Raw genomic sequence first — 1,372 nt, forward strand, 5'->3', positions numbered from 1 at the left:
CGTCATCGACCAGTCCAGCAGGGCCCGGGCGGCGCGCAGGTGGCGCCCGTCGATCGCCTGCTCGAGGCCTTCGCGAAACTGGTCGCTAACCGGCGACGTCATTGAGCCCATGGGCCGGGTGATGCCGGCCCATTCCCGGATCTCCCCGCCCGAACTTCGGATGGGGACGACGAAACTCTCGAAACGCTCCCGTCCATGGCGCATGATGCGCAGGAGAGGTGTCGCTCGGTAGGCGAGACCCGCACTGAACGCTTCGCCGCCATGGGCACGCCAGTGCTCACGCTCCTCATGCGTGATCGTCTGGAAAGCATCTGTCGCGATCTCAGAGGCCGAGAGGCCCGTCAGGTCGCAGAATTCCTGTGTGAAATCGAGACCGGTAACCAGATCACTTGAGAAGAACAGGGTCCGCCTTTCGTTGAACAGAGCCCGCCAGCGCCGCTGCTCGGCCATGCGTGCCTGCTGCAGCCGCTCCTGATCCGTCACGTCGAGCACGACACCGGCCGCCCCGCGGGGGCGCCCGTCCGGCGTGAGATAGATCTCGCACCGGACCGACAGCACGCGGATCGCGCCGTCCGGGCGGAGCAGGCGGACGGTCTTCTGGCCGAACGTCACGCCCTGGATCAGGTCGGCGCGGGTCTCCACCCGCTCCCGGTCCTGGGGATGGATCAGTCCGAGGAGACGCTCGTAGCCCGGCCGTGTGGTCTGGGGGTCGAGGCCGAGCACGCGGAACAGGCCCGGCGACCAGACGTGATGGTTGTCGGGGAAGCCCCAACTCCAGGTCCCGGTGACACCCTGGTTCTCGATGAGGTCCAAAAAATACGGGGACGCGAATTCGAGGCTTTCCAGATTCATCCGTATGACGCCGGCACCCAACACCAAAAACCGCCTCGTCCTTATAGTATCCGCTCGGCATATGGCGAAATCGAGGGATGAAAACTTAGAGTTCAGCACCCGATCCGTGTCTTGATAACCTAAGGTATGTTTCTGGGTGTGCCGGCAATTCGCCGCGATAGTGCGGCGCTCGTCGCGGGCCGGGCCGGACATCGTCGGGGACTTGACCTCCGATGTCGTGGAGGCCCCGGGCTCAGCGAGGGCGGGCTCGCCCCTCGGCCGGCGGACCGGCGCGCATCCGATCCGTCCGATCCCTCCGGGATGGGGGATCTGGGCCTTGCGCGAGCGCCGCGCCGACGTGGCGAACCAGGCACCGCTCCGGGTGCGCGAAGCCCGATCAGCGCAGGCCAACGCCGATGATCCCACCCTCCATCAGGGAGAAGCGGATGCCGAAGCCGCGCAGGGTGTCCACGGCCCTGTGGCGGGAGCGCTGCGCGATCGCCGCGACGTTCTCCTCCATGCGCTTGACGGTGGAGAGCGA

Annotated in this window: 1 protein-coding gene; it reads right to left on the reverse strand. The window is 66.6% G+C overall.

Annotated elements, in window-relative coordinates:
• A partial coding sequence (locus ASF18_RS08035) for a PAS domain-containing protein (RefSeq protein WP_156649718.1) occupies positions 1-1,044 on the reverse strand: 1,044 nt, incomplete at its 3' end.
• Between the last annotated feature and the right edge of the window lie 328 nt (positions 1,045-1,372).

Origin of the sequence: Methylobacterium sp. Leaf89 (genome assembly GCF_001422215.1) — a bacterium.
Taxonomy (GTDB): Bacteria; Pseudomonadota; Alphaproteobacteria; order Rhizobiales; family Beijerinckiaceae; genus Methylobacterium.